This is a genomic window from Marinoscillum luteum (assembly GCF_044005705.1).
GTDB lineage: Bacteria > Bacteroidota > Bacteroidia > Cytophagales > Cyclobacteriaceae > Marinoscillum > Marinoscillum luteum.
Genome location: NZ_JBIPKE010000016.1, coordinates 206,880 through 226,378, shown reverse-complemented (window position 1 = coordinate 226,378; position 19,499 = coordinate 206,880). Strand labels below are relative to the sequence as shown.

The window sequence follows — 19,499 nt, the reverse complement described above, 5'->3', positions numbered from 1 at the left end:
ATCAAAGTAATTCCTCACCGGTCATTTCAGCAGGTTTTGGCACACCCATCAACTTCAGAATGGTGGGTGCCAGATCTCCCAGCTTGCCCGGCTTCAAGGTGCCTTTGAAGTCATTGTCTACCAAAATAAAAGGCACCAGATTGGTAGTATGTGCCGTGTTGGGTGATCCGTCCGGGTTGATCATCATGTCCGAATTGCCATGATCCGCGATAATGATACTGGAATACCCGTGCTCAAGCGCCACGTCCACTACTTCACTGGCACAGGCGTCCACCGTTTCGCAGGCTTTCACAGCCGCCTCAAAAACGCCCGTGTGTCCTACCATATCAGGGTTGGCAAAGTTCAAACAAACGAAATCTACCTCCTCCTTCTTCAGCTCAACAATGATTTTATCCTTGATGTCATTGGCGCTCATTTCAGGCTGCAGATCGTACGTGGCCACCTTAGGGGATGGACAGAGCAGTCTGGTCTCGCCTACAAATTCCTTTTCCCGTCCTCCAGAAAAGAAGAAGGTCACGTGCGGGTATTTTTCTGTTTCAGCAATTCGAATCTGCTTTTTTCCATGCGCTTCCAGCACTTCGCCCAGCGTCTGCTTCAGGTTGTCTTTATCAAAAACCACCTTGACACCTTTGAAAGTATCGTCATAGTTTGTCATGGTGAGGTAGTAGAGGTCCAGCGTTTTCATGCCATGATCCGGCAGGTCATTCTGAGTCAATACCTCGGTAATCTCACGTCCTCTGTCAGTTCGGAAATTAAAGCACATGACCACATCGCCATCCGCTATGTGTCCAACAGGCGCACCGTTTTCTGTATGAATAATCGGCTTGATAAACTCATCCGTCACTCCCGCATCATATGACGCCTGAATGGCCGACAGTACATCTTCCGTCTCCACTTCCCCTTTGGCATTCACCATGGCATCATACGCCAGCTTCACCCGTTCCCATCTCTTGTCACGGTCCATGGCAAAATAACGTCCAGTGATGGAAGCGATCTTTCCAGTAGTTTTGGCCATATGCTCTTGCACCTCTTGCATGAAGCCTTTTCCACTTTTGGGGTCACAGTCCCGGCCATCCGTAAAGGCATGTACCAATACGTCCTTGCAACCATTGGCATCCGCTGCCGTCAGGAGCCCTTTGAGGTGGTTGATGTGCGAGTGCACTCCACCGTCAGACACCAACCCTATAAAATGTATTTTCTTTCCTTCTTTCTTAGCATAATCAAAAGCCGCCACCAACTCTTTCTCTTTGGCCAGTGTACCTTCTTCGGCAGCTTTATTGATTTTCACCAGGTCCTGATAGACCACCCTACCAGCACCAATGTTCATATGTCCCACTTCGGAGTTACCCATTTGCCCCTCTGGCAAACCTACAGCCAGGCCTGAAGCCTCCAGCGTGCTGTTTGCGTATTTTCCATATAGACTATCCATAAAAGGAGTCTTGGCTTTGTCAACAGCCGAAACACTCTTATCTGTAGCGATTCCCCAGCCGTCTAGTATAATCAGGATTACTTTTTTATTCATGGCACAAATATAATATCCACAAGCCAAGGGAATCTACCAATTTGGCCTAATCCTGACGGATTAATTAATTGTGGCATAATTTTCGATAACTTTAGGGTATGATAAAAATAGGCTTCTTACTGAGCTCGCTTCTATTTACATTCTTCACCCCCACTCAGGAAGACATTCTGGCGAATATTGCTGTGGCAATGAAAGCTGGTAGTTCGAAAGAGTTGATCAAATTTTGTAATACCAACATTGAGATCAAAGTGGATGGCAAAGCCTCAAACTATAGCATTGCCCAGGCTGAAGTGGTATTGAAGGACTTTTTTCTCAAAAACCCACCGAAAGGGTTTCAGTACATTCATCAAGGATCCTCACCCGAGGGACTGAAGTACACCATCGGCACCTACTCGCTTGAGGAAGGCAGTTATCGTGTGGTGATGGTAGTGAAAAATGTAAAAAATCAGTTCAAAATAGACACCATCAACTTTAGCCGCGAATAATTGGCTTTGAATAGTCGCAGAAAGGGCCAGCTTTCCTAATTTTGCGGTCTTATGTCAGCACCCTATCTCACTGAGCAAAATATTCGGTATTTCATCAAGACGGCTTTGTCTGAAGACATTGGTGATGGGGATCATAGTTCTCTAGGGAGCATCCCTAAAAATCAGGTGAGCCATGCCCGCCTCCTGATCAAGGATCACGGGATCATTGCCGGCCTCACCCTGGCTGAGCGCATCTTTCATTATGTAGACAAGTCCATCAAGATCGATTTCAAGAAAAAAGATGGGGATTTTGTAAGCAATGGGGACATTGGGTTTACTGTGGAGGGCAAGGCGCAGGCCATACTCAGTGCGGAACGGTTGGTACTCAACTGCCTGCAGCGCATGAGTGGCATAGCCACCTACACCCACCGAATGAACCTGCTCATCAGAGGATCACGAGCACGCCTGCTGGACACCCGAAAAACCACTCCCAATTTTCGCCTGCCGGAAAAATGGGCAGTATTAATAGGTGGAGGTGTCAACCATCGGTTTGGTCTGTACGATATGGTGATGCTGAAAGATAACCACATAGACTATGCTGGGGGTGTAAAGGAAGCCATCACGGAAACAGTGGCCTACCTGAAAGCCAACAACCTCGACCTCAAAATAGAAGTGGAGGTACGCAACCTCGAGGAGCTGGAGCAGGTGCTGGAGGTGGGGCACGTTCACCGAGTGCTTCTGGACAACATGCTGCCATCAGCCATTCGTGAGGCTATCCGCATGATCAGAGGCCGGATGGAAACAGAAGCCTCAGGAGGTATTAATGAAAAAAACATTGGAGATATTGCCGAAACCGGGGTGGATTTCATCTCAGTGGGTGCGTTGACTCATTCCTATAAAAGTCTTGACATCAGCTTAAAAGCGATAAAATAATTATGATTGTAAGAACCAAAAAATATCAACTTGCCACAGGCACTTATATAAAAACGGCCCTAGTTTCAGTATTGAAAGAGCAATGGTGGGTAGGGCTCATTTACCTGGCCATCTGTGCAGGCTACCTCTGGATTCCAAACTGGTGGTGGATCATCGGTGCGACCATCGGCCTTGTACTTTATCTGCTTTTCTGGTTGATCCAGTTTGCTGGTGTCACGCAACTGGAGCAGGGCAAGTTCATGTTTCAAAAGCTGTCGTATGAAATCACCAGCCAGCAAATTCTTCTCAAAATCAACCCCAAGCAGGGCATGCCCATGAAATGGGAGCAAATCAAAAGGGTGAAGAAGGGCAAAGATCATTTCGTGTTGTTTGTGAGCAAGGCACAACTCCTCTATTTCCCTTTCAAGATTTTCAACAACGAAAATGAAATCAAGTTCATTGAGACTGTTCTGAAAAGAAAAGGTTTTATCAAATAGGCATGGACCGCAAGGCTTTACTCAAGCAGGCCAAAGCCAAAGCCGCCAAATTCTGCTCCTCCAAAGAGCGTGCGCCCTTTCAGGTATATGAAAAACTCATGGCCTGGGAGCTACGTGAGGACGAAGCGCAGGAGGTTTTGGCAGAACTCACAGAGGAACGTTTCGTAGATGAGCGGCGATTTTGCAAAGCCTTTTGCCATGACAAGTTTGAGTTTAACCATTGGGGGAAAAACCGCATTCAGCAAGAGCTGTATCGCTTCCGCTTGTCTCAGGAGGTGATCACCGAAGGGATGAACTACATAGACCCCGACAGGTACCAAAAGACTCTGGAGGATCTGGCCAGAAAAAAGTGGAACAGTCTGATGGATGAGCTTTGGCCAAAAAAACAAAAAACCATGGCCTATCTGATCGGAAAGGGCTATGAAATAGATCTGGTCATGGAGACGGTTAATCAATTGTCGGTTAGCCAACAATAGGACGTTACACTTTCATTATATTTAATCCTTCCACAGCATGCGGCGTTCTAGTCACTATGATCAAATTTTTTAGCCTCATTACTTTGGTTTTCCTCATGCAGGAGGGCCATCTCAACCTTGACAAACAAGGAGTAGCCATGGAGGGATATGATCCTGTGAGTTATTTTAATGGCAAACCCACAGCCGGTCAAAGTGGATATTCCTATCTGTTTCAGGGAGCCCGGTATTACTTTTCATCCTCAGAAAATCTGGAAATTTTTAAATTAACATCAGAAAAATACGTGCCCCAATATGGCGGCTGGTGTGCGTATGCCATGGGTGAGACCGGAGACAAAGTGAAAATAGACCCAGAAACATTCAGAATCACGGACGGTAAACTCTATCTCTTTTACAACTTCCGGGGTAACAATACCTTGATCCCATGGAAACAAAACGAATTGCCGCTGATGGAAAAAGCCAACAAAAATTGGAACACCAAATACGTTTCTGATTAATTTAGACTTAACATATGCCTATTAATCAATCTGCTATCAACCTGCTGGATCAGGTCAAATACATTGTTCTCCAGATGACCAGCGACCAGTATGTACTACCGATCTCTACCCTGAGCAATGCCACCATTGGTCAGCATGTGCGTCACTTGCTTGAGTTTTTTCTATGCCTTCAGGATGCACAGCTAACCCGCTCCCTAGACTACGATGACCGCAAGCACGATCAGTACCTGCAAACGGATGTGAAGTTGGCACTGGGTGTGACCAATGCACTTCAGAACACTCTTCAACAACAAGACAAGGATTTTCCTATAGCAATGAGGGCCAACTACGACATTGAGGTCGAAAATTCCATTGACATCTCTACCTCATTTTTTCGCGAACTGGCTTACAATATTGAACATGCCATACACCACATGGCGTTGATTAAAATCGGCCTGAGAGAAGCCTTTCCGGAGGTGGATATACCTGAGCATTTTGGCGTGGCCAGTTCTACGGTGCGCTATCAAAAATCTCAAAACACCTGATGCATCGCACGGTCTCTCGATTAAAATCACTCTGGTATAAAGTCACTCATTGGGAATTTTGGCCATTCGCTGTACTCTATTTCCCAGTGAACTTTTACTACCCCTGGCTGGCCTTCAAATGCCGGTCGCTCTTCTTTTTTACAGCCGCCAACCCGAGCATCGATTTTGGGGGAATGCTTGGTGAAAGTAAGTCGGCCATTTTTGACCTCATTCCCGAGAAGTACCTTCCTGCCTATCGGCTCATTGCACCCGGAGATGAGAGCATGGCCAAGGCCTTTGCACATCAAATTGGCTATCCGCTCATTGCCAAACCGGACATAGGGGAGCGTGGCAAACTCGTGGAAAAAATCAATGATGAGCAGGCCCTGGAAAAATACCTGGCCAAATGCCCGGTACCTTTCCTGATGCAAGCATTTGTGTCATTTCCATTAGAGTTGGGGGTATTCTTCGTGAAATACCCCAATACCACAGAGGGGCGCATCACATCGATTGTAGAAAAGGACTTCATGTCAGTGGTGGGAGATGGCCACCATACCGTCAGGCAACTGCTGGACAGTAACCCACGGGCTTTGTTACAGATTGACACAAATCATCCACGCTTTCAGTTGTTGCTGGAGGAGATTCCCGAAAGGGGGAAAGAAGTCACCGTGGAAGGCATCGGCAATCACTGCCGGGGCACCACTTTTTTGAATGCCAATAACCGTATCACGGGTCAACTCAACCGCACTTTTAACACCATTGCCAAAGGCATCAAAGACTTCCATTTTGGGCGATTTGACCTGAGGTGTACCTCGTGGAGTGATCTGGAAGAAGGTAAAAACTTAATGATTCTGGAACTGAACGGCGCAGGCGCAGAACCCGGACACATCTATCAGCCCGGTTACTCCCTATGGAAGGGCTATCGGGCTATATTTTGGCATTTGTCTACCTTGGCAGAAATAAGCCGTGCCAATCGCAAGAAGGGAATCCCCTATTGGACATTTGCGCAAGGCTGGAAAAAAATGAAAACGATCAGAGCGTATAACAGGAAAATAGAAAGCGCATTGTGAGCACTCAGGTCTTCATCATCGCCTTTGTGGTGAGCTATCTCGGGTCCATTCCCCCCGGCACCATCAACATCACCAGCATGCAGCTTTCGGTGCAAAACCACCAGCGTGCGGCTTTCTTTTTTGCTTTAGCCGCGTCCATCACAGAGTTTGCATATGCCGGGGTGACTGTTCGCCTTCAGCTTTTTCTGAGTGAAAAACCCTTCTTTACAGAATACTTCCAGATTATCACAGCACTGGCGATGCTGGCCCTGGGTGTTGCCAATCTCCTCACCAAAACGAATAGTCAATCGCTGCTCTCCAAAACCACAACGCCGAAAGGCCGCAATGGCTTTAAACTCGGGGTTATCCTCGGGGTACTGAATCCGCTAACGATCCCCTTTTGGCTGGCGGTTACCGCCTACCTCCAGAATCATCGACTCATCTCCTTGTCTGGTGTGAACTTCTGGCTGTACCTCAGCGGCATCTCCATCGGTACTTTTGCCCTTCTGCTCACGGTCAACCGGCTAGGTGCCCGATTTACCAACATTGCCGACAATCAGCTCCTGGTACACCGGCTACCAGGCATCATCTTCATCCTGTTAGGATTGTACAACTTTATCGATTGGCTTTTCTGAGCTGCTTCTGAAGGTCTGAATGAATGTAAAATCCTCTGAGCATCATGGTCAGAATCAATGGAATGAGCGCCATATGAAGTGGCTGAGGCAATGCTGACCAGATCACCAGCAAAATCAGATATCCAGCTGAAACCACCAGAAAGTATTTGCTCAAAAATGGCTGAAGTTTCCTGACTCCCAATAAATAGGCAAAAGGAATATGAAGAGGAATGGCCCAAAGTAGGTTGAGATTGTCTTTGGAAAGATGCTCGGTTCCCCACCACAAAAACACCAGCCACCAGCCAATCAAACCTGCCAACGTGAAAACCACCGGATCTAACCATTTCGTGCGCTTCTCCTTCTTAAAATCTCTGTTGGTAATGAAGCCAACTACAAAAAACACAAGCACGAAGAAATTGAAAGGTGTGAAAAACTTGCTCTCCTGCTGCTGCTCCGGAGTGGGTACATACACATTCACCGTTTCGCCGATGAGTGGCACCTCCAAAGAATCCCTCCTGAGGGTAGCGGTAGACAAAGAGGCTTCTATATAATCGGGCAAAAACATATATTCTCGGGGAGTGGCTTCCTTATCAATCTGCATCCCCAGACCAATATCGATGATCCAGTCTCCCCACGGCTGGTCTCCCAGGTAGTCATCCATCAGGTCCCGAATGGTCTTTCCATCTTCCACATAGTCCGCATTGAAAGTGATTTGCTTCGGAAAAACCGCCACCAGCACATCATACATCTTCGTGGCACAGTTGTCGTATACATAGTTGTAATAGTAATCCCTGTTTTCCGGTTTGTAGTTGTTGGTAAGGAAATCCACCATGGCCTGTTTCTCAGCCAGAGTGAGGTTCAGTCGTTGCTCTATGATGTACCGGTTTTCCCTTGCGTAGTGGTTTTTGAAAGGAGTATACCTGGAAAGGCCCAGCTTGTAGAGCATTCTGCCTCGGGCAAAATTCCAATAGAAATTCTCCTGATCGAAATCGAAAACACCATAGTTGAATACCCAGTCGATGTTGCGCTCAGGATCAGAAAAGTGAATGGCACTGTGCCCAAAAGCCGAATACAGTTCTTCCTGGTATGGGCCCAGGGTCATGATGCTGATTTCTGCCTGGTCGGATACTTCTACCTCCCGGCCCTCACTTTTAAAAAAGAACAAAACTAGAATGGAAAAAACCAGGAGTCTCCAATACATATCCGGGGAATGATTCATAAGTTTAAACTATGTATATCAACATCAATGATAGCTTACAATTGGCCTCAAAGCTAACCCTTAAACGGCTAATTAATGCTTTTCATGTGTATACCTCTTTCCGTAAGTCACGGAAAACAGGCACCCCTGACATCAAGGGATTGCCGATCAGCCTCTCTATAGAGCCCACCACGGCGTGCAACCTCCGATGCCCCGAGTGCCCGAGTGGGCTGCGCTCTTTTACACGCCCTACCGGCAAACTTGATCAACAACTCTTCAAAACCATTTTGGACGAAATCGGCGACACACTGGCTTACCTTATCTTCTATTTTCAGGGCGAGCCCTATCTCCATCCTCAGCTTCTGAACATGGTGAAATACGCCACAGACAAAAAAATTTACACCGCCACTTCCACCAACGCTCACTTCCTCACCGACGAGATCGCCAAACAAACCGTGGAATCAGGTCTGGACCGGATGATTATTTCCATAGATGGAGCTACTCAGGAAACCTACGAGGCATACCGCAAAACCGGGGAACTAAATAAGGTACTGGAGGGAACTGAGAACATTCTGAAATGGAAAAAAGCGCTGAAATCCCGTACCCCTTTTGTCGTCTGGCAATTTCTCGTCGTCCGCCCCAATGAACATGAAATTCCGGAAATCAAAAAAATGGGGAAAGCCTATGGCGTGGATCAGGTTGTCTTCAAGACCGCCCAGATCTATGACTATGCCCAGGGGAATGAATTGATCCCTACACAGGACAAATACTCACGATATGCCCCCTTGCCAGATGGTACCTATCGGCTCAAAAACAAACTCCTCAAAGAATGCTGGAAAATGTGGCACTCCTGTGTGATCACATGGGATGGTAAAGTGGTCCCCTGCTGCTTTGATAAGGATGCGCACCATGTATTGGGCAATACCTCTCATCAACCTTTTAAGGATATCTGGCATTCAGATGGCTATGCCTCTTTCAGAAAAACGCTGCTGACTTCAAGGGATGAAATAGAAATTTGCAAGAACTGCACGGAAGGCGGAAAGGTCTGGGCTTAGTCGTTCCAGTGTTTTTGGATCACCCGCAGTAGCTCCCCGTGCACTGGGCCAGCAGCGACCATTTCTCGACCAAATAAGAATTCATTGCCCCCCTGAAAATCAGTAACCGTGCCTCCTGCTTCCTGCACAATGATCACTCCGGCTGCTACATCCCAGGGATTAAGATTGTGTTCAAAAAATGCTTCATACCGCCCGCAGGCCACATAGGCCATGTCCACAGCCGCACTCCCTACCCTTCGGAGACCGTGCGCATTTTTCATGAGCTCGTTCAAGATAGCCAGATAAGCATCCAGCTTTTCAAAATTATGTACTGGAAAGCCCGTGGCAAATAAACTGTCGTCGATGGCGCTGGCCTCTGTGACCGAAATTTTTTGATCATTCAGAAAACAACCACCCTCTTTCCAGGCCACAAAGCACTCATCCCTGTTGATCTCATAAATCACTCCGAGGACCACTTCATGGTCTGCCATCAGTCCTATACTAATGGCGTAGGTTGGCAACCCATGCACGAAATTCGTGGTACCATCCAGGGGATCTATGATCCAGGTATATGCTCTTCTATCCTGAGCGATGGTATTCTCCTCAGTGATGTATCCAGCCTCCGGCAAAATCTCTTTCAGACCCGTAACAAGCTTCCTTTCGGTCTCCTTATCCACATAAGACACCAGATCACTTTTACCCTTCAGCTCCACATGCTCTATGGAGAACGCCGAAGCTTCCTGCCGGATGAATGCGCCCGTATCTCTGGTCAGGCGGGCAACAAGCTGAGCAATATTTTCCAGGTCAATGGTCATTTGGACTTTCCTTCTAATATAAGCACAAACTCCCCTTTGATGGTCTTTGCCTCGAAATAACCGATCACCTCTTCAAGGGTACCGTTGACGGTTTCCTCAAACTTCTTGGTCAGTTCCCTGGATACCGATACTTTCCGATCTGCTCCCATGAATTCAGCAAATTGGCCAAGTGTTTTTATCAATCGATGTGGTGATTCATAGAAGATCATGGAGCGTGGTTCTTCCTTCAGGTATTCCAGGCGGGTTTGTCTACCCTTCTTATGAGGAAGAAACCCCTCAAAAACGAATTTATCAGATGGCAATCCCGACTTGACAAGGGCCGGAACGAAAGCCGTGGCACCTGGCAGGCACTCTACCTTGATTCCCTCATCGGCCGCCGCACGGGCCAGCATGAATCCGGGATCGGAAATTCCAGGGGTACCCGCGTCGGTAATCAACGCAAGAGTTTCTCCAGCCTTTATTCTGGAAATGATTGTTTCTGTTCGCTTGTGCTCATTGAAAGAGTGAAAACTCTCTGTGGGAGTGGTGATACCATAGTGCTTCAGCAGCACCCCGGAAGTACGGGTATCTTCGGCCAGGATTTTATCCACACTCTTTAAAACTTCCACTGCCCTGAAGGTGATGTCCCCGAGGTTTCCGATAGGGGTAGGAACCAGGTATAACCGTGTGGATGACTCCATGTTCAGGCCAGCAAATCGTCAATAGCTTTAGCCAGAGTACGGTCCTTCTCAGTCACCGTATTTCCGGCATCATGGGTGGTGAGCTCAAAAGAAACTTTGTTGTACACATTGGACCAGTTGGGGTGGTGATTCATCTTCTCAGCCACAATAGCCACCTTGGACATGAACCCAAATGCCGACACAAAATCCTTAAACTCGATGGTTCTCGTAAGCTTGTTATCTTGTTCTTTCCACATCTCCTTTTTTGATTTTATAGTGCAAAACAGCCTTCAACCTGATTGGCGGCTATATATACATCCAGTACGGCCTGGCTTGTTTCCAGTTTCGTTTTGGCGGTGATGCTGATGTAATTTTTGCCAGAGCTCTCCTTAAAGGAAACCTCTCCAGGAGGTATCAAATCTAATATCTCGCTCTTCTTGTCCACGGGTACTATAAACTTAAAAGTGTAATACCCTGGGAAATTATGCTGAAGTTCTACTTTCTCTCTGAAAGACTCTACGTCCCAACTCATACCTAAAAGATAAAAAAAAGCCAGTGAATTTCACTGGCTTTAGAAGTCTTTAAAAGAATTTGTATCGATTATCCTCAATCTCCGCGAACTCCTTGATGGCATTGTCAAGTGATTGTGAAACAAACACCGGAGTGAATGAAAGCGGGAAATTGGCAATTACTGTCTTTCTTCCTTGTCTCTCCGTGGCCACCTGAGTTTTGTAAGAAACATACTCATCCAAAGGCTCAGGGGTGCTTTTGGCTGTAGCACTCACTACCAATACTCCATTGGAGGTTTCGAATGGTGCAGTCTTCTCACCCTCATCCAGAGAGAATGCTACGCCCACTGCCTCAGGAGCAAAGCCCACACTTGGGAATGAGTTGCTGTTGAGTGTCAGGTCTGCTGAGCCTGTTCTGGCTTTGTCGCCATATTCAGCTTTCATCCCTTCAAAGTCTGCTGCTGAAAGACCCGCAATTTTATCCTTGATGTATTTGGCCTTTTTCTCATTAAGAACTTTTGTTCTGATTTCATTTTCTACCTGAGCCAAGGTGGCGGTACCTTTTGGCTGTCTGGCGGTCATCACTGCCACCACATACTGGTCATCAAATTCCTTCACATCAGAAACTTTGTTCACAGAAGCCTCATTGTACAACCAAAGCACGATGTTTCGCGCGTCTGTGAGTACTCCCACTCTTGAATCGTTTTTACCAATGGCACTTGCGGAGCGAACACTCAGACCGGCCTCTTTTGCATTTTCTGCTAAAGAAGCTGCATCAGAGCTATTGGCTGACAGTAGGTCCGCCTGTCGGTAAATTTCATTGAGCGTAGCATCACTTTCGAACAGCTCCTTTTCGATGGTAGCCACTTTGTATACCGTCTTGGTTTTAGGCTCGTCTATCTGAATGATGTGATAACCAAAAGAAGTTTCAACCGGATTTGGCAACAGGCCTGTTCCTCTATGAGCAAACACAGCGTCTTTGAACGGTTGCACAAAGTTGCCGTTTTCACCAAACCATCCCAGGTCACCGCCATTGTTGGCGTTGCTCTTATCAGCACTGTTGATGGCAGCCAGCTCCGCAAAGTCAGCTCCCTTTTTCAGTTGACTGATGATGTCATTGGCTTTCCCTCTGGCCTCAGCTTTTGCTGATTCAGAGTTTCCGTCCATCTCTATAAGTATATGTCTCGCTTTCACGAAAGCCTCATCACCTTCTGTAATGTCTGAAAGTTTGCTGATGGCATATTTGTCACCTACCAGCGTTGGCTCGGTTACAGTGCCCACTTCAGCACCTACTAGCCCTACTGGTAGCAAGCCCGGATCGCTGATCGACCTGAACGGACTCAGACCATCAGAATTCATATTGGCAAACGTAGAATCGTTTTGGCTGTTGATCAGACCTTCTCTCAACCTGGTGATTTCTTCCTTTACAAACGCCGAGTCATCAGCTGATGGCTGAATGGGGAATACCACATAATTAAGACTTCTTGACTCTTCGCGCTGGTACTGCTCAGAATTGGCAGACAGGTAGCTTTTCATTTCAGACTCTGAAACGGTAAACAAGCTATCGGCCACACTGAAGAAAGGCACATAGAAGTAATCCACAGACATGTTGGTGCCTTGCGCTTCATACTTACTCTTAGCCTCGGCGGTTGTCACATAGTTGGTGAGCGCCAAAAGGTTTTCATATTTCTTTACCAAACGGTTTGGCTTAAGTCTGTCTTCGAAAGAGAGCCAGGATGCACGCTGCTGAGCAGGTGCGCTGTTGAGCTGCTGTAGGAAGGACACCACGTTCTCCCGGCTAAACTCGCCTGTGTTGGGATCAGAAAAGAACTGCTTGATCTGAGGGTCGATGTTATTTCCCTGAACCATATCCACCACCTCAGAGTTGGTGACGGTGATTCCCAGTTCATCGTACTGTCCTTTGTATGCATAGTCCAAAATCAGCGCATTCCATGCCTGCACGCGGATCGTTTCGATCTCATCCGATGAGGGCTCCCGCTGATTGTTGATTGCAAAAATGTATGAGAGTTCACTAACCTTGGCCTGGAATTGCTCATAAGAAATGTCTTTACCGGCTATTTCTGCAATGGTAGTGTCATTTCCTCCAAGCAAAACGGAGTTGGATTGGAACAGGTCCGTCAGGATGAATGCGAACATAGAGAAAGCCACAAAGCCTACAACGACCTTGCCCATTCTCTTTCTTAAAGTATTAATCAGCGCCATATTTTTCTGTGCGTGTTTTTTTTAAAGACGGCAAAAATAACCACATGTACACTAATTAAAAAATGAATCTAAACCTTTGATTTACAAGGATTCTTCCTTGTCCAGAAGTGTAAGTTTCACTTTGTCAATGCGGTTTTCCTCCATCGTGAAAACTGTGAAATGAAATGGTGGTATTAAAATAGTCTCATTGACTGTGGGGATGTCTTCATGGAATGCCAGGATAAGTCCCCCCAGTGTATCATACTCGCCTACAGGCAGCCCCCATTCGTATTTGTCATTGAGGTAATCTACTTCATGGCGGGCACTTAGAATGAAATTATAATCATCAATTTTTTCCTCAACCAGGTACTCGTCATCATGCTCATCGCGGATTTCTCCAAAAATCTCCTCAATCACATCTTCCATAGTCACTATACCGGAGGTGCCTCCGTATTCGTCCACCACCAGTGCAATGCTCTTTCGCTCCGTGATGAACTGAATGAGTAGCTCATTGGCCAGCATGGTCTCTGGCACGATAATGATGGGGGTAAGTATGTCCTTGATCTTTTCGGGCTTCTTAAACATCTCCACGGAGTGGCAATAGCCAATCACATCATCTATGGACTCCTTATAGACCAAAATCTTGGAATGACCTGTATCAATGAAAGCGCTTCTGAGTTCCTCAATTTTGTCACTCACATCCACGGCCTGAATTTCAGTACGTGGTATCATGCACTCACGTACCCGAATGGTTTTAAACTCTATGGCGTTGTTGAAAATTTTGGCGTCTATCTCGGCATCTTCTTCCTTCTCTATGTTCAGGATGTTTTTCTTCACATAATTATTGAGGTCTGTCAGGCCAAATACCGGCTTGTCCTCAGAATATTCAAACCTCAGGATCTTGGTAATAATGAACCTGGAAATGAAAACGATCAGTAAAACCACCGGATACAGGGCGTAATAAATCAGGGCCATGGGCAGTGCAAACACCGTCAGCATGGTATCCGGATTCAGCATAAACAGGCTTTTCGGAAGGAATTCAGCTGTGATCAGGACAATGAGCGTGGAAATGAGTGACTGCAGGATTAGCACTACTATGTCTTCGGTGAGTGCTTCAGGCAGCACTGTGTACAGCCAGGGCTCAATAAATTTGGCCATCAGAATACCATAGAGGACAATGCTCAGGTTGTTGCCGACCAGCATGGTGGCCAAAAAGGAGGACCTTCTGGTGACAAACTCTGAGAGTACCCGACCAGTGAAGCTTCCTTTCTTGCTCATTACCTCTATGTGCAGCTTGTCCGCTGAAATAAAAGCAATCTCAATACCGGAAAAAAAGGCAGAGAACAAAAGGCATGTTAAAATTCCTAAATAAAGGGAAGGGTCTTCCATTGGTGGTAAAAATACTATTTCTCTTGTTCGCGCCTACTTTTTCTGTAACCGAATAAAAATAACAATCCTAAACTAAGCATAAAAATACCATATGCATGGCCAATTCCTAAAACCATGGTTTCATAGATGCCCATCACGAAAAAAGCCACGGCCAATGAAAACAGAATATAGTCCAGTAGTTTCATTATTCTTCTAGGAGGAGTGTTCCCTGAGGTTTCAAAATCTTATAAGAGGTAAAGTCCTGATCCGCTGTGAGTCCTTCCCCGGTATGAACTTCATCGTCAGATTGAATGGTCACGAATCTGTCGGTGTAAAACTGCTCATCCTTGGGACTCCAGTACAACTCTTCGGTATTCAGCTCATCGCCCTCCTCAATGTTTTTCACTACCACATTACCCTCTGCTCTGTAGAGGTTGTCTTTTGCTGTATAGTAGACATAATCCGCCCGGAAAGTAGAGACCACCTGACCATCATCATCCAGGTACTCAAGGTAGAGCGCCTCGGGCCATTCTCTGTCTCCACCCTCATAGTTGAGTTGCTTGGCAGCCTTAAGTCTTAAAATCACCTTAGCTGAATCGCTCATTTTGGTATTGATGCTGTCCATGATCACCAGTGGGCCATCATACAGTGGCTCATCGATGAGCTCCTTCCGGTTCTGACAAGCGCCCAAAGCCACCAATATCCCTATCAGCGCAATACCCCAAACAAAAAAACGGTCATGGGTTACCACCATGACCGTTTGATCGTATTTTTTAAGTGAATTAATTCGCTGGTCTTCTTTCAATTTGAACTGATTCGTTTATCCAACAATCTACCGTGATCGACTGTCCTTCTTCTTTTCCTTCGCTGAAAATTTCCTCTATAGAAGGAAACTGTGCTTTAGCACTGGTCATTTTCTCACTGTCTCCGGCCTTCTGGTACATCTCATAAGCCGCAATAAAAATCGCTCTGTCTTTTACTTTGCTCTCTCCGGCCTTGCAGTCGTTGAAGCTATTCATATAGAGGTCACCAATGAAAGCATAAGCATCTTTATTGGATGGGTCAAAGGCAAGTGCCTTACGCGCATTGGATCTCGCAGCAGCTTTACCTCCCTGTGAGGCCACTGTTCTTGCCAGGCTCAGGTAAACTTCAGATTTTTTAGTATTATCATCTGTCAGTTCCACAGCCTTTTCATAGTATTTTTTAGCACGGTCCAGATCTCCTTCAGAAGCTGCCTTCACCCCAATGAACTTGGCGATCCCAAAGTTGGGTTCAACTTCATTCACCGCTATGGCTACTTCCATGGCCAAAGGACTGTCTGTACACTTCTGCTGTAGCATCAGACCAAAAATCTTTTTCGCAAGATTGATGTCTTTAGTCTGTTTGAATTTCGGTCCAAGTTTTTCCTGAATGAAATCACAGTCCACATCCACTGTGGCTGTCAGGAGCTTATCCACATAGTCTGCCTGCTTTTCCAGACTGCTGGCTTTGCCGCCTTCTGCTATTTTCACTTCTATGATGTCTTTGATCTTGGTATACTTCTCAAAAACCTCCTCATCGGTGATGGTCCCGCCAGACAATTTGTATCTCCTGATCACATCCATATAGGCCGTGAGGTTGTTGATCAGTACATCATTGCCATTCAGCTCAAAGGCTTTATTAAAAAGGTCGTAAAGTTCTTTGTACTTTGGCTGATCGTCTCTGTAGTATTTGTAAGCCACATAGGCCTTTCGGTTCAGCACATCAGCCTCACTATTGAAATACTTGATTCGCAAGTCGTACATTTCGAGGGCTTTTCCCTGATATTCCAGGGTCTTGGCTTTGTCATCTGTATTGTCAGCAAGCCCTTCATATATTTTGGCCCCGTTGATATAAATGGAAGCATTCAGATCCGGGGTATTCTTCAGTAGCCACGAGTGAGGGCCCAAGGCTGCCTTCCAGTTTTCAGCTCTCACGAAATCTGTGTAGAGCGCATTCTTTTCTTTTGCCTTATCCACTGAGTCGCCCCAGTTCCAGCCTGGTTGAGCGATTGCCATAGTGGCCAACCCAACGATAAATGCTAAACTTAAAAGGTGCTTAGTAATAGAATTCATAAGCTGTTTTTTTAATCGTATCTTCTTTTTACAAACCAGCGGTCATTAATCGTTGCTCCGATCACCACCTGAAAATAATTCTCTTTTATGAGATTGCTATCCGTTGTCCCTCTGGTGCCAAACTTAAAGGCGGCATCCAAACTGGAAAAACCACTCACAGGAAAAGAGGCACCAAAATTAATACCAAAATCATTAATTTCTCTATTATTTACCAGATAAGGTAGCTGCTTCATGTTCATTCCCATGCGATATGTCGTCCGCTTCAGGTAGCTGTTTACACTCTGATAGTCGGGTGTCCATGATACCCCTACAGCCACATTTTGGGTGTTTCTCAGGCTCACGGCCGTTGTTTTTTCATTTGCCGATTTCCAGTTTTGTGTTTTCACATCTACCCCTACCTGAAAAGTATTTAGCAATTCATAAGAAACTCCCAGCCCAAAAGTTTTTGGCAAAGTGAATTCTGTTTTGATGTTTTCTTTTATGATTTGAGTCTGAACCGTGGTGCCGGTGAGTCTCAACCGTTGAAATATCTGGTTTTCTGTGCCCTCCAATGTATTGGAGAGGTCGTAGGTAGCTCCAAAATTGAGAAATTTCTTTTCCTGCAAAATCCACCGGTAAGAAAGGCCAAGTGAAAAGTTGAAATCTGAATAGGCAGTGGACTCCAGGTAGGCAATGGCGTAGTTAGAGCTGAAGTCTTCGCTGAAGATCTGAACTCGTGACTGTCGATCTATTGTGCCAAAAACATAGGATGCCTTCACACCCAGGGCCAGGGATTTGTAGATTCTAAAACCATTGGCCCAAATGAGCTGAGAGAGCCCACCATCTCCCTGAAACTGGGTAATGCCCAAAACACCAGTATCTATGCTATCCTGACTATAAGTATGGTATTTCACAGAGCTCAATGGAAGCAGAGCAAAGCTGGTGGTCCATCGGTTTCTGATCACCGGGAAACTCATGGCCATAAATCGCAGGCTGGCACCACTGTCCTTGTCTTTTCCCACCGTACTTTCATGATTTCTGAAATCCCCGATCAGGCCAACCTGAAAAGAGCTGAAGGTATTGTGAGTGAGCAATGCCGGGTTTTGTAAATTGATGTGCCAGGGTGTAGGCGAACCTATCCCTACCTCGCCCATGCCATAATTATTCGGCATCCCCTGAAAAAGCACCTCTCCCAATCCATTGTTGGAATACGGTGAAGCGATAAATTGTGCCGACGCACCAGCACCTATCAGGAGGGCAAAAACAATGATCCCTGTTTTGTGGAAATTCATTTATTATAGTTCAGTATGGTATTCAAGCCTGTCAGGACCAAATCAAAGTCTGCAAAGATGGGTGCTTTTAGCTTGGATTCAAAGTAGTTAGCATCTCCGCCGGTGAGGATAACGGCCAAATCCTCATATTCTTTCAGGAAAGCTTCAATAAAGCCATCCATTTCATGCACCACTCCGTCAAAAGCTCCCGTGACTAAACACTCCCGAGTGGTTTTTCCCTGAGTTTTTAAAGGAATTTCTTCCCATTCTGCACTCACATCTGGCAGCCGTTTGGTGAAATGTGACATGGCTTTCATCCTCATCTTCAGGCCCGGGGCGATGGCCCCGCCTCGGTATACCCCCGTCTTGTCTACCAAATCATAGGTAATGCAAGTGCCTGCATCAATCACCAGACAGCTTTTCTTGTAAAGATGAAATGCCCCAACTGAAGCTGCTATGCGATCTACTCCGAGTGTTTCGGGAGTTTGGTAATCCAAAGAGATAGGCAGAGGTGTATCTCTGGACAGTATCAGGTGATCCTTCAAAGCGCTTATCCGGCTATGGGCAGAGGGGTCATCCCCTACTGAGCTAAAGATCCAGCGATAGCTGGCTTTGTTATAGTGCTGAAAAACCTCCTCCAGATGATCCGCAGCAAAACGCGAAACCAGCCGCTCCCCTTCGAAAATCGCTGTTTTAATTTTCGAATTTCCAATGTCTACCACTACATTACCTTCGTTTTCCAAAATCCCTGGCTCAAATCAAAAACCCAAAAGTAACTACCCTTGACGGAATATTATGCAATCGGAGTAATGTCGGGTTCGTCTCTGGACGGACTGGATGTATGTTTATGCAGGTTCCTCAGTGAACAGGGCTGGTCATTTGAAATCATTAAGAGTGAAACCATCGGCATTTCTCCGGAAATTACCACACAACTAAAACAGGCAGATCAGTTGACAGGACGGGATCTGGCCCTGCTGGATATCCAATATGGTCGGTGGATTGGAAATGTAATCAACGACTTCCTGAAAGGCCTTTCTCTGCCCATATCTGTGATCGGGGTACATGGACATACTGTATTTCATCTGCCGGGGCAGCAACTTTCGATGCAGATAGGAAATGCTGAGGCCATATGTGTTATCACTCAAGCCCCAACTGCCGGTGGTTTCAGGGGAATGGACGTCTTAATGGGTGGGCAAGGAGCTCCTTTGGTTCCCTTCGGAGAAAATCAACTCCTGCCTGATTATCAGGCCTTCGTAAACCTGGGGGGAATCGCCAATGTCTCTGTGCACACCCACCAAATCAGGGCATGGGATGTAGCCCCCTGCAATCAAATCCTCAATCACTTCGCCAAACAGCTGGGTCATGTGTTTGACAATGGAGGTCACCTGGCCTCCTCAGGACAAATGGATATGCCATATCTAGCATACCTCAGAAGCCTTGAATACTTTCATCTGCCACCGCCAAAGTCGCTAAGTAACCAATGGTCGGCTCAGGTACTTTCAAATGCCCCTGAAAACCCTGCAGATGGGCTGTACACCTATTCTCACTTTCTGGCCGAGCAGCTGGCCAATGACCTGAGTCAGGTTCAGGGCAAAGTGATGCTAACGGGTGGTGGAGCCTACAATGACTTTTTGATTCAACTCCTCAAGGAAAAAGTGTCCCCTGATTTGGAGATTCTCCTGCCCGCTCCCCAGCTCATAGACTTCAAAGAGGCCCTCATTTTTGCCTTTCTGGGACTAATGAGGACCCTTCGCCTACCCAACGTCCTCTCTTCAGTAACTGGCGCTCAGAAAGATACTGTTTCCGGCACCTTACATCTGCCCGGATAGGTACCACGGGT

General features: G+C 46.4%; 22 protein-coding genes. 10 read left to right on the top strand and 12 right to left on the bottom strand.

Features of this window, described 5'->3' with window-relative positions; translation table 11 throughout:
* Position 1: 1 nt before the first annotated feature.
* Positions 2-1,522 carry a 2,3-bisphosphoglycerate-independent phosphoglycerate mutase gene (gpmI, locus tag ACHKAR_RS10905; protein WP_395417451.1) on the bottom strand — a complete coding sequence of 507 codons (1,521 nt, stop codon included), beginning with the start codon at positions 1,520-1,522 and terminating at the stop codon, positions 2-4.
* Between the two features lie 98 nt (positions 1,523-1,620).
* On the opposite strand from gpmI, the gene ACHKAR_RS10900 reads away from it, so the two are divergent.
* The 8 genes from ACHKAR_RS10900 to ACHKAR_RS10865 are packed head-to-tail and all read left to right on the top strand — an operon-like array spanning position 1,621 to position 6,552.
* Positions 1,621-2,007, top strand: a complete 387-nt coding sequence (locus ACHKAR_RS10900; protein WP_159582600.1) for a DUF4783 domain-containing protein — start codon at positions 1,621-1,623, stop codon at positions 2,005-2,007.
* Between the two features lie 51 nt (positions 2,008-2,058).
* A complete protein-coding gene (gene nadC / locus ACHKAR_RS10895) occupies positions 2,059-2,919 on the top strand; it encodes a carboxylating nicotinate-nucleotide diphosphorylase (RefSeq protein ID WP_395417450.1) in 861 nt (286 codons plus the stop codon).
* A 2-nt stretch (positions 2,920-2,921) separates the two neighbouring features.
* Positions 2,922-3,395 (top strand): YcxB family protein, encoded by a 474-nt coding sequence (locus ACHKAR_RS10890; protein WP_159582598.1) that lies wholly within the window; start codon positions 2,922-2,924, stop codon positions 3,393-3,395.
* Positions 3,396-3,397: 2 nt separating this feature from the next.
* Complete coding sequence (locus ACHKAR_RS10885) at positions 3,398-3,871, top strand: regulatory protein RecX (RefSeq protein ID WP_395417449.1); 474 nt, start codon at positions 3,398-3,400, stop codon at positions 3,869-3,871.
* A gap of 56 nt (positions 3,872-3,927) precedes the next feature.
* Positions 3,928-4,365 carry a YHS domain-containing (seleno)protein gene (locus ACHKAR_RS10880; RefSeq protein ID WP_395417448.1) on the top strand — a complete coding sequence of 146 codons (438 nt, stop codon included), beginning with the start codon at positions 3,928-3,930 and terminating at the stop codon, positions 4,363-4,365.
* Positions 4,366-4,379: 14 nt separating this feature from the next.
* Positions 4,380-4,889 carry a DinB family protein gene (locus tag ACHKAR_RS10875; RefSeq protein ID WP_395417447.1) on the top strand — a complete coding sequence of 170 codons (510 nt, stop codon included), beginning with the start codon at positions 4,380-4,382 and terminating at the stop codon, positions 4,887-4,889.
* The gene (locus ACHKAR_RS10870; RefSeq protein WP_395417446.1) at positions 4,889-5,938 is read left to right on the top strand and encodes an ATP-grasp domain-containing protein; all 1,050 of its coding nucleotides are present in this window, start codon (positions 4,889-4,891) and stop codon (positions 5,936-5,938) included. The genes ACHKAR_RS10875 and ACHKAR_RS10870 overlap by 1 nt, the downstream gene beginning before the upstream one ends.
* A complete protein-coding gene (locus ACHKAR_RS10865) occupies positions 5,935-6,552 on the top strand; it encodes a LysE family transporter (protein ID WP_395417445.1) in 618 nt (205 codons plus the stop codon). The genes ACHKAR_RS10870 and ACHKAR_RS10865 overlap by 4 nt, the downstream gene beginning before the upstream one ends.
* Here ACHKAR_RS10865 and ACHKAR_RS10860 read toward each other — a convergent pair.
* On the bottom strand, positions 6,533-7,732 hold the full coding sequence (locus ACHKAR_RS10860) for a lipoprotein N-acyltransferase Lnb domain-containing protein (RefSeq protein ID WP_395417444.1): 1,200 nt from the start codon (positions 7,730-7,732) through the stop codon (positions 6,533-6,535). The two genes, ACHKAR_RS10865 and ACHKAR_RS10860, sit on opposite strands and share 20 nt — an antisense overlap.
* A gap of 29 nt (positions 7,733-7,761) precedes the next feature.
* Between ACHKAR_RS10860 and ACHKAR_RS10855 the strand changes: the two genes are divergently transcribed.
* The gene (locus ACHKAR_RS10855) at positions 7,762-8,784 is read left to right on the top strand and encodes an SPASM domain-containing protein (protein WP_395417443.1); all 1,023 of its coding nucleotides are present in this window, start codon (positions 7,762-7,764) and stop codon (positions 8,782-8,784) included.
* Here the strand turns inward: ACHKAR_RS10855 and ACHKAR_RS10850 are convergent.
* The 10 genes from ACHKAR_RS10850 to ACHKAR_RS10805 all read right to left on the bottom strand — a co-directional run bounded on the left by ACHKAR_RS10850 (position 8,781) and on the right by ACHKAR_RS10805 (position 18,402).
* Positions 8,781-9,578: an inositol monophosphatase family protein gene (locus ACHKAR_RS10850; RefSeq protein ID WP_159582590.1), complete on the bottom strand. Its 798-nt coding sequence runs from the start codon at positions 9,576-9,578 to the stop codon at positions 8,781-8,783. The genes ACHKAR_RS10855 and ACHKAR_RS10850 overlap by 4 nt on opposite strands.
* Positions 9,575-10,258 (bottom strand): 16S rRNA (cytidine(1402)-2'-O)-methyltransferase, encoded by a 684-nt coding sequence (gene rsmI / locus ACHKAR_RS10845; protein ID WP_159582589.1) that lies wholly within the window; start codon positions 10,256-10,258, stop codon positions 9,575-9,577. The genes ACHKAR_RS10850 and rsmI overlap by 4 nt, the downstream gene beginning before the upstream one ends.
* 2 nt (positions 10,259-10,260) lie before the next feature.
* Positions 10,261-10,494 carry a 4a-hydroxytetrahydrobiopterin dehydratase gene (locus ACHKAR_RS10840; RefSeq protein ID WP_395417442.1) on the bottom strand — a complete coding sequence of 78 codons (234 nt, stop codon included), beginning with the start codon at positions 10,492-10,494 and terminating at the stop codon, positions 10,261-10,263.
* 14 nt (positions 10,495-10,508) lie between these two features.
* Positions 10,509-10,769 carry a DUF493 domain-containing protein gene (locus tag ACHKAR_RS10835; protein WP_395417441.1) on the bottom strand — a complete coding sequence of 87 codons (261 nt, stop codon included), beginning with the start codon at positions 10,767-10,769 and terminating at the stop codon, positions 10,509-10,511.
* A gap of 49 nt (positions 10,770-10,818) precedes the next feature.
* Entirely contained in the window at positions 10,819-12,969 is a 2,151-nt protein-coding gene (locus tag ACHKAR_RS10830; protein WP_395417440.1) for a peptidylprolyl isomerase, read from the bottom strand.
* A gap of 81 nt (positions 12,970-13,050) precedes the next feature.
* Complete coding sequence (locus tag ACHKAR_RS10825) at positions 13,051-14,337, bottom strand: hemolysin family protein (RefSeq protein WP_159582585.1); 1,287 nt, start codon at positions 14,335-14,337, stop codon at positions 13,051-13,053.
* Positions 14,338-14,521: 184 nt separating this feature from the next.
* The gene (lptC, locus tag ACHKAR_RS10820; RefSeq protein ID WP_159582584.1) at positions 14,522-15,121 is read right to left on the bottom strand and encodes an LPS export ABC transporter periplasmic protein LptC; all 600 of its coding nucleotides are present in this window, start codon (positions 15,119-15,121) and stop codon (positions 14,522-14,524) included.
* Complete coding sequence (locus ACHKAR_RS10815) at positions 15,099-16,409, bottom strand: tetratricopeptide repeat protein (protein WP_159582583.1); 1,311 nt, start codon at positions 16,407-16,409, stop codon at positions 15,099-15,101. The genes lptC and ACHKAR_RS10815 overlap by 23 nt, the downstream gene beginning before the upstream one ends.
* Before the next feature lie 11 nt (positions 16,410-16,420).
* Positions 16,421-17,680 (bottom strand): hypothetical protein, encoded by a 1,260-nt coding sequence (locus ACHKAR_RS10810; RefSeq protein ID WP_159582582.1) that lies wholly within the window; start codon positions 17,678-17,680, stop codon positions 16,421-16,423.
* Positions 17,677-18,402 carry a type III pantothenate kinase gene (locus ACHKAR_RS10805; RefSeq protein ID WP_395417439.1) on the bottom strand — a complete coding sequence of 242 codons (726 nt, stop codon included), beginning with the start codon at positions 18,400-18,402 and terminating at the stop codon, positions 17,677-17,679. Before ACHKAR_RS10805 ends, ACHKAR_RS10810 begins: the two co-directional genes overlap by 4 nt.
* A 39-nt stretch (positions 18,403-18,441) precedes the next feature.
* Between ACHKAR_RS10805 and ACHKAR_RS10800 the strand changes: the two genes are divergently transcribed.
* Complete coding sequence (locus tag ACHKAR_RS10800) at positions 18,442-19,488, top strand: anhydro-N-acetylmuramic acid kinase (RefSeq protein ID WP_395417438.1); 1,047 nt, start codon at positions 18,442-18,444, stop codon at positions 19,486-19,488.
* Positions 19,489-19,499: the final 11 nt, after the last annotated feature.

What these genes read in the sequence shown, in the direction of transcription:
- gpmI (WP_395417451.1), bottom strand. Translation starts at nt 1,522, where the DNA reads ATGAATAAAAAAGTAATCCTGATTATACTAGACGGCTGGGGAATCGCT.
- ACHKAR_RS10900 (WP_159582600.1), top strand. Translation starts at nt 1,621, where the DNA reads ATGATAAAAATAGGCTTCTTACTGAGCTCGCTTCTATTTACATTCTTC.
- nadC (WP_395417450.1), top strand. Translation starts at nt 2,059, where the DNA reads ATGTCAGCACCCTATCTCACTGAGCAAAATATTCGGTATTTCATCAAG.
- ACHKAR_RS10890 (WP_159582598.1), top strand. Translation starts at nt 2,922, where the DNA reads ATGATTGTAAGAACCAAAAAATATCAACTTGCCACAGGCACTTATATA.
- ACHKAR_RS10885 (WP_395417449.1), top strand. Translation starts at nt 3,398, where the DNA reads ATGGACCGCAAGGCTTTACTCAAGCAGGCCAAAGCCAAAGCCGCCAAA.
- ACHKAR_RS10880 (WP_395417448.1), top strand. Translation starts at nt 3,928, where the DNA reads ATGATCAAATTTTTTAGCCTCATTACTTTGGTTTTCCTCATGCAGGAG.
- ACHKAR_RS10875 (WP_395417447.1), top strand. Translation starts at nt 4,380, where the DNA reads ATGCCTATTAATCAATCTGCTATCAACCTGCTGGATCAGGTCAAATAC.
- ACHKAR_RS10870 (WP_395417446.1), top strand. Translation starts at nt 4,889, where the DNA reads ATGCATCGCACGGTCTCTCGATTAAAATCACTCTGGTATAAAGTCACT.
- ACHKAR_RS10860 (WP_395417444.1), bottom strand. Translation starts at nt 7,732, where the DNA reads ATGTATTGGAGACTCCTGGTTTTTTCCATTCTAGTTTTGTTCTTTTTT.
- ACHKAR_RS10855 (WP_395417443.1), top strand. Translation starts at nt 7,762, where the DNA reads ATGTATATCAACATCAATGATAGCTTACAATTGGCCTCAAAGCTAACC.
- ACHKAR_RS10850 (WP_159582590.1), bottom strand. Translation starts at nt 9,578, where the DNA reads ATGACCATTGACCTGGAAAATATTGCTCAGCTTGTTGCCCGCCTGACC.
- rsmI (WP_159582589.1), bottom strand. Translation starts at nt 10,258, where the DNA reads ATGGAGTCATCCACACGGTTATACCTGGTTCCTACCCCTATCGGAAAC.
- ACHKAR_RS10840 (WP_395417442.1), bottom strand. Translation starts at nt 10,494, where the DNA reads ATGTGGAAAGAACAAGATAACAAGCTTACGAGAACCATCGAGTTTAAG.
- ACHKAR_RS10835 (WP_395417441.1), bottom strand. Translation starts at nt 10,769, where the DNA reads ATGAGTTGGGACGTAGAGTCTTTCAGAGAGAAAGTAGAACTTCAGCAT.
- ACHKAR_RS10830 (WP_395417440.1), bottom strand. Translation starts at nt 12,969, where the DNA reads ATGGCGCTGATTAATACTTTAAGAAAGAGAATGGGCAAGGTCGTTGTA.
- ACHKAR_RS10825 (WP_159582585.1), bottom strand. Translation starts at nt 14,337, where the DNA reads ATGGAAGACCCTTCCCTTTATTTAGGAATTTTAACATGCCTTTTGTTC.
- ACHKAR_RS10815 (WP_159582583.1), bottom strand. Translation starts at nt 16,409, where the DNA reads ATGAATTCTATTACTAAGCACCTTTTAAGTTTAGCATTTATCGTTGGG.
- ACHKAR_RS10810 (WP_159582582.1), bottom strand. Translation starts at nt 17,680, where the DNA reads ATGAATTTCCACAAAACAGGGATCATTGTTTTTGCCCTCCTGATAGGT.